Origin of the sequence: Stenotrophomonas sp. SrG, from assembly GCF_050031795.1 — a bacterium.
Lineage (GTDB): Bacteria > Pseudomonadota > Gammaproteobacteria > Xanthomonadales > Xanthomonadaceae > Stenotrophomonas > Stenotrophomonas rhizophila_A.
On record NZ_JBNBBE010001566.1, the window covers coordinates 1 to 232 of the forward strand.

General features: G+C 69.0%; 1 protein-coding gene. It reads right to left on the reverse strand.

All coding sequences use genetic code 11. The features are described from left to right. Positions 1–232 (reverse strand): DUF692 family multinuclear iron-containing protein (locus tag ACQG3P_RS24630; protein ID WP_426806513.1); only part of this gene is annotated, 232 nt, incomplete at both ends.

Consider the following 232-nt stretch of genomic DNA (forward strand, 5'->3'; position numbering starts at 1 on the left):
CCGCATCCTGGATGCGGCGCATCTGCCGCAGCACCGCCCGCAGTTCGGCATACGGCGGCAGGTTGAAGTCGCGTTCGAGCAGGCCAGGGCGCGGGCCGAACCGGGCGCAGGCATGGTCCAGCAGCGCCCACACCGGCCCTACCACGGGGCTGCCATGGGTGTCGATCTTCAGGTCATCGGCTTCTTCGAAGTGCCCGGCCACATGCAGGCAGACGATCCGTTCGGCAGGCAG